This is a genomic window from Lactococcus petauri, assembly GCF_002154895.1.
Classification (GTDB): Bacteria; Bacillota; Bacilli; order Lactobacillales; family Streptococcaceae; genus Lactococcus; species Lactococcus petauri.
In genome coordinates, this window is sequence record NZ_MUIZ01000020.1 from 1 (window position 1) to 6,297 (window position 6,297).

At 35.5% G+C, this 6,297-nt stretch carries 6 protein-coding genes; 1 reads left to right on the top strand and 5 read right to left on the bottom strand.

What is annotated here, in order from left to right; translation table 11 throughout:
• Both BZZ03_RS11490 and BZZ03_RS11495 read right to left on the bottom strand, forming a co-directional pair.
• The coding region (locus BZZ03_RS11490; RefSeq protein ID WP_143466351.1) for a hypothetical protein at positions 1 to 311 on the bottom strand (311 nt) is incomplete at its 3' end.
• Between the two features lie 2 nt (positions 312 to 313).
• Entirely contained in the window at positions 314 to 985 is a 672-nt protein-coding gene (locus tag BZZ03_RS11495) for an AAA family ATPase (protein WP_086583374.1), read from the bottom strand.
• 259 nt (positions 986 to 1,244) lie between these two features.
• Between BZZ03_RS11495 and BZZ03_RS11500 the strand changes: the two genes are divergently transcribed.
• A complete protein-coding gene (locus BZZ03_RS11500) occupies positions 1,245 to 2,405 on the top strand; it encodes an IS110 family RNA-guided transposase (RefSeq protein ID WP_086583375.1) in 1,161 nt (386 codons plus the stop codon).
• Positions 2,406 to 2,585: 180 nt separating this feature from the next.
• Here BZZ03_RS11500 and BZZ03_RS11505 read toward each other — a convergent pair whose 3' ends face one another.
• The 3 genes from BZZ03_RS11505 to BZZ03_RS12405 all read right to left on the bottom strand — a co-directional run bounded on the left by BZZ03_RS11505 (position 2,586) and on the right by BZZ03_RS12405 (position 6,145).
• Positions 2,586 to 4,493 carry a MucBP domain-containing protein gene (locus BZZ03_RS11505; protein WP_086583376.1) on the bottom strand — a complete coding sequence of 636 codons (1,908 nt, stop codon included), beginning with the start codon at positions 4,491 to 4,493 and terminating at the stop codon, positions 2,586 to 2,588.
• A 341-nt stretch (positions 4,494 to 4,834) separates the two neighbouring features.
• Positions 4,835 to 5,608: a hypothetical protein gene (locus BZZ03_RS12400; protein WP_198943956.1), complete on the bottom strand. Its 774-nt coding sequence runs from the start codon at positions 5,606 to 5,608 to the stop codon at positions 4,835 to 4,837.
• A gap of 75 nt (positions 5,609 to 5,683) precedes the next feature.
• Positions 5,684 to 6,145, bottom strand: coding sequence for a hypothetical protein (locus BZZ03_RS12405; RefSeq protein ID WP_198943957.1), 462 nt, complete (start codon positions 6,143 to 6,145; stop codon positions 5,684 to 5,686).
• Between the last annotated feature and the right edge of the window lie 152 nt (positions 6,146 to 6,297).

Consider the following 6,297-nt stretch of genomic DNA (forward strand, 5'->3'; position numbering starts at 1 on the left):
AATTCATCAGAATCTGATAACTTATCTTCAACTCTTACAATATTCAACTTTTCCGTTTTTATCTCTGTTTTTTGAGTTAAAGATAAAGGTATAAATATATTTACACCTAAAAATATTACTGCAGCTCCTAATATAACTGTTCCAAGTGTATTCTTCACAATATCATAATAATCTTGCATATAAATTTCATATACAAGACTTGTTATAAACATTAGGAATAAAAGAGTTACAAACATAAAAAAGCCAAATACAAAACCATTTACGTGATTGAAATTTAGCTTTACAAGCTCATTTGTTATAGTGTGATCCATTTCTAGTAATTCCCCCAGTAATCTTCTTTACTCGCCTCTAAATAATCATTAAGATTATGAGTAGATGTATACTCAAAATGACCTTGAGGAAAACCTCTATTTAGCCTAGAGAAATGAATATGTTGAAGAAATTTGAATGGCAAATCATCCAGATTTTTTGAACTTGAAATACAATATTTTGGTTTGGCATCAATATATCTATCAATATAGCTGCACAATTCTTTCTCTATCATGTACCTTGATAATTCTAAATCATCTTTATCATAAATACGCTGTATTTCCATTGGACTTTCAATACCTTGGCGCATGTCATTAATGGTAGCCTCAAGTCTTGCTCTATACTTTCTGACATTTCCGTTGTAGATGTTTTCATCTAAAATTGCGTGAAAATCATCAACAATTACTAAACACTGTTTTTTTGAAGGAAATAATTCAACCCCCTCAAAAAATTTGGGAATTAGAGAAGTTTTAAAAAATTTACCTAGTTTCACTTTCTCATTTTTTAATAATTCTCCATACTCCTCTCCATAAGCCGTATAGACAATGATTTCATCATAGATGTTCAAAGACAAAGCACCCTCAACAACAAGTCTTAAAAGGCTCGTTTTTCCAGTTCCTGGATTCCCAATAACTGAGATATTTCCCTCATTAAGTAGTATGTTTTCTATTTTCATGTTCTATCCTCCCTCCGCCATATATTTATATTAAGCAGTTCGCTACTGCTAAAGCTCAAGTGTTAAACTTGAAGTAGATCGCTGTGGATTAGTGCCCGCCGCCAATCGCTTGACGATTTGTGAATGGATCTAACCACAGCTTTTTGTTTAATTGGTAATTAGTTTGATAACGCTTGACGTTTTATATCTAATATGGCTACGAGACAAAAAGTGCGTGGAGTTATCACAGTGAGCTAAATCTTAAATCTAGGAGAACTATATGACACTTTATGTTGGAATCGATGTTTCTAAATTTAAACACGACCTCGCAATTCTTGAAGACCAAGGTGAAATTATCACAAAAAACTTACGTTTTGATAACTCTTCTCAGGGTTTTCAAATTTTAAAAGAACATTTGGAAGCACTCGAATGTCCAATTTCTGAAATCCACATTGCACTTGAAGACACAGGACATTATGGTGACAACCTCGTTGCTTTTCTTCAAAAGCTAGGTTACTCTGTATTTACCTATAATCCTTTGCTTATCAAGGAATTCGTCAAATCACAGACACTTCGTAAATCTAAAACAGATAAAAAAGATGCACTTGTCATTGCTCGAAAATTACTCAGCGACTCCTATTCTGAACGCTTTATAGTTGAACCTCAAATGCGTGAACTCAAAGAATTAACTCGATATCAAAACCGCCTCATTCATGACCGTTCTAAAGCTAAAACTTTGTATGTTCGTGTGTTAGATATTATATTCCCTGAATTATCGAAAATTGTGACAAGCCCTCATAATCAATACGTTTATGAGCTTCTCACAAGATATCCGTCAGCTTCAAAGATCAGGCATGCACATTTTGATTCATTGCTCAAAATAAAGCATTTAAAAGCGGATAAAGCCAATCAAATCCAGCAAGCAGCTCAAGTTACAATCGGGAATCCATCGTTCGCCCTGCATCTGGAATTGACTCAACTCATCGCAACTATTCGACACCTTACAAGTCAAATTGATGAAATTCAAGTTCAAATCAACTCAATTTTGCATGAACTTGACTCTCCCATTACTTCAATTACAGGCATTGGAGAACGCTTAGGTGCTACCATCTTAGCTGAAATTAATAACATCAATAACTTCAAGAATCCTGCTCAACTTCAAGCCTATGCAGGTCTTGAACCTTCCATTTATCAATCTGGAACTATGGACACTACAGGGCGCATGGTCAAGAGAGGTTCACCTTATCTCCGCTATGCACTGATGCTCGCAACAACGTGTGTATGTCGCTTCTCACCGCATTTCCAAACCTACCTCGCCCTGAAACGAAGTCAGGGCAAACATTACTACGTTGCGATTTCTCACGCTGCTAAGAAGCTCATTCGAGTAATTTTTCATCTCCTCAAAACTAATCAAACCTTTGATGAGAACAAACTAGCCTAAGTATATCCGCCCTCCCACCACAAAGAATAATTTTTTAAACTTGCACTCTTGCAAGATTTTTTGCGTGACTTCCACAATCTAAATAATCCAGCCCAAAGACACCTTATTCTTAATTTCTAATAAATTTTTTCGATTTTTGATAAATAAAAAGAAGTTATAACTCATAACTTCTTTTTAGTATTATTTATTTACTTTCTTAAAGCGGAAAATTGAAATAATCATCACTACTGTTAAAAGAACTAATCCTAAGATGATACTCATCATCGTCATTCTTTCATTTTCCCCTGTTGCAGGTAAGCCATGTTGTGTTGAAGATGTTATTCCTCGATTATCATTTTTATCCTTGGAATCTGGTTTATTCTCTGGTTTTGGCTCAGGGTTCACTGTATTTGCTTTATTTTTAGCATATACGTAAGTTACAGTTTGAACTTGGTTTGTAAATTGACCAGTCGTATTGCCTTGCACTTCTTTGAAAGTATATCCCTCAATAGCTTTCTTTTCAGTACTATAGCCTTCTCCAACAGTTCCTGATTTTACAACGTCTTCTGAAATATTATTCCCATCTGTATCTACATATTTGACAAGGACCGTTCCAGTTACATTAGGTATTTCATTCTTAGTATACACATAGGTTACCGTTTGAGCTTGATCTGTAAATTTACCTGAAGCATTACCTTTCACTTCCTTAAAGGTGTAGCCAGGAATATCTTTTTGTTCTGTTGTGTAGGTTTCACCGACACTACCTGTTTTTACAATATCGTCTGAAATCTTATTTCCATCTGTATCGATATATTTTGCAGTAACATCTCCACCTTTTACAGGTTGAGCATCTTTTACAGTAATTGTGGCTACAGCAGAATATTCTCCTTGGTTTTCAGCAGAAAAGAAAGCAGGAAGTATTCTTGAATAAGTTACTTTATAAGTACCTACTTTAGAAGTATCGACACTTCCATCAACAGTGATTTCTGAAAAAGGAACTACATTTCCATCATAATCTGTGGCACTGTCAAAGTTATCTTCTGGTTTCCATGTGTCACCAACTGTTAACTCTGAATCGTGTACAACAACTGTGGATTGGTCTTTAGTTTGTTCATAAACATACGTCACCGTTTGAGCTTGATCTGTAAATTTACCTGAAGCATTACCTTTCACTTCCTTAAAGGTGTAGCCAGGAATATCTTTTTGTTCTGTTGTATAATCTTCACCAATATTTCCTGATTTTACAACATCATCTGAGATAGAACTTCCACTTACATCTTCATATTTAGCTGTAACATCACCAGCTATTGCAGTATTTCTTTCATATACATACTCAAAATCCACTTGACGATTTAATCCAGACCCACCACCTTCATCAGCAGTAATACCAACTGTATTTCCTTTAGTATCTTTATTTTCTTCAAACCTAAAACTACTTGAATGTGTATAGTAACTCCACATGTCCTCTACTGGTCCACCAGCGCCTTTCAAATTTCCATCTCCATCAGTAGAATGGATGTCTATTAGCCTGTATCCTGGAATATCTAACACATCCCGAAATTCAGGGACTAAGTGAACATTATATGCTATTGGCATATCTTCTTGTATACTATCTTTTATCAATTTTCCTTGAGTATCTACAAAAGAAAAGTTACTCTTAAATGTTTTAGATGTCAACTGTACTTTTTCATGAAAATTATCACTAGAAGTTCCAATTGGAAAGGTAAATTTAGCACTTTCATCTTTTTGTTCCACCCCTTCATCAGAAAGCGACTCCAATTGATATAACGAGGAACCATTATTATAATAGCCTTTCCAAATTACTGAAAAACCACCAAATGGGCCAGCATTAGTAGTCCCAGAAGTTTGATAAGTACTATTATTAGGATAAGGACTTTCATAATTGGGATTAGTAGGTAGTGCTGAGAATTCCAACGTAAAATTTGCTGTGTTATTAGCTAACGGGGCTAAACTGTCTTGAAAGTCATTCTGATATTCACTATTAGTTGCGTCTGAAAGTTCTGCCGTTTCAGCGACACCTTGTATTGCTGGGGAAAAAACTCCTAGTAGTATCGTTCCTAAAGCAAGAACCGAAGTTAATCTTTTCATAATTCATTCCAATCTTCATAATATTTCGTTTGAAAGAAAAAGTAGGGTTTGTTGGAAAGAATGATACTCTTTAACCCTTCTAATATAGCATTTCAATGAAAATTAAAGAGTGAAAAATGATGCATGTACTCTTGCATATATTTGAAAATATAGATATAATAGGAAGTACATCGTTTTCAGAAAAAATAACTGTTAAATAAACCCTACTTTTATTGAATTACAGTGCTTTGCATTACTTAATATAACAATTAAAAACAGCTAAATTTTTTAGCTGTTTTTATAGTTTTCGTTTGACTTTTAATATAGTTTGTCATTCACCAATTGTCTTGGTCAATATTTACTTATCTTTTGATTTTATTGAACATTGCTTTTAGCTTGTCACGTTGCCAAACTGCTAATGCAGTAAGAAGCATACCAAGCCCTACTAAGCTCCAAATAGCTTTTTCTTCCCCTGTGTGTGGAAGAATCCCCTTTGGAGTCTTTGGTGATTCTGGTGTAGAAGTTTTCGGTGTGACTTTACCGTACCATTTGTCATCATCGCCAACTTTTTTACCTGAATGAACACCCACACCATCCACTGTGACATTGTCACCATGCAGTTCTCCTGCTGCAAGAGGGTCAAGAGTACCTTTAATTTCAATAGTTTCTTTTGGTTGAAGAACTAAAAGTTTCCCATCAAGTGTCAACTCCCCATCCTTATTCACTTTTAAAGCTTTGCCTTTATACGTAAAGGTGAGATCTTTAAGACTGCTTTTTCCTTCGATGGTCTTATCCATGACTTTTAAGTGAGTTAACGGCTCAGTCCCATTATTTGTGACAGGCATGAAAATCGTTGTTTGTTCATTTGCCTTCACATCCTTAGCTGTGTCTTTAGTATCGTGGTCATTTTCACCTACATTATTTGGTTTGTCTTTATGATTACCTTCGCCTGCTTCAGGACGTTCAGAGTCTGCTTTTTCAATATCGATGCTTGGAGCTTCTTCTTTTGGCTTACCATACCACTTGTCTTCATCTCCAACTTCTTTACCAGATTCTACACCAATACCACCAACAGTCAATTCATCCCCGTGAAGTTGACCATCTGTAAGTGGCGGAAGTTCTGCTTCCCCTGTCACAAACTCATCAGGTTGGAGAACTAAAAGTTTTCCATCTGCAGTAATGAACTCACCTTCTTTATTCGTTGAAAGTTTTTAACCTTTAAACGTCCATGTGAAGGCTTTGACATCAATCTTGCCTTCAATAGTCTTGTCAGAAACTGTCAAATGAGAGAGAGCTTCTGTACCGTTATTTGTAAATTTAGACGTAATCTTCGTGGCTTGGTTGGGGTCAACGACAAGGGCTGTATCAGGCGTGTCACGGTCGTTTTCACCACCGTTGCTGTCTTTATCCTTGTGATTACCCTCACCTGGGTTAGGAAGCGTGTCATTGGCTTTCTCGATGTCAATGCTTGGTTCTTTTGGTGTTTCTGGATTGTCATTAAAATGTAGAGTAGACAAGCTAATTGTTGGAGTTTCTGGTGTAACCTCGCCTACAGTTCCCTCGCCATTTGGATTAGAGCTTGTGGAGCTGTCTTTCAAACTAAATGTACGAATCGTATTAAGTTTTCTATTTTCATATTCTGTCCTCCCGACCGCATTCACTGATTTTTTCATAGTCAATATTTTTATTCTAAAAAATAGGAGGCTACCAACAATACTAACCCTGACCCTAGAACTAATAAGACGCATATACCAACTATATTATCCATATTTAACCTTAAAAATGTATTTATAACTACAATATATGTTGCTATAACCATTACTAC

Excerpts from the sequence above, each read along its gene's own strand:
- BZZ03_RS11500 (WP_086583375.1), top strand. The coding sequence starts at position 1,245 with ATGACACTTTATGTTGGAATCGATGTTTCTAAATTTAAACACGACCTC.
- BZZ03_RS11505 (WP_086583376.1), bottom strand. The coding sequence starts at position 4,493 with ATGAAAAGATTAACTTCGGTTCTTGCTTTAGGAACGATACTACTAGGA.
- BZZ03_RS11495 (WP_086583374.1), bottom strand. The coding sequence starts at position 985 with ATGAAAATAGAAAACATACTACTTAATGAGGGAAATATCTCAGTTATT.
- BZZ03_RS12405 (WP_198943957.1), bottom strand. The coding sequence starts at position 6,145 with ATGAAAAAATCAGTGAATGCGGTCGGGAGGACAGAATATGAAAATAGA.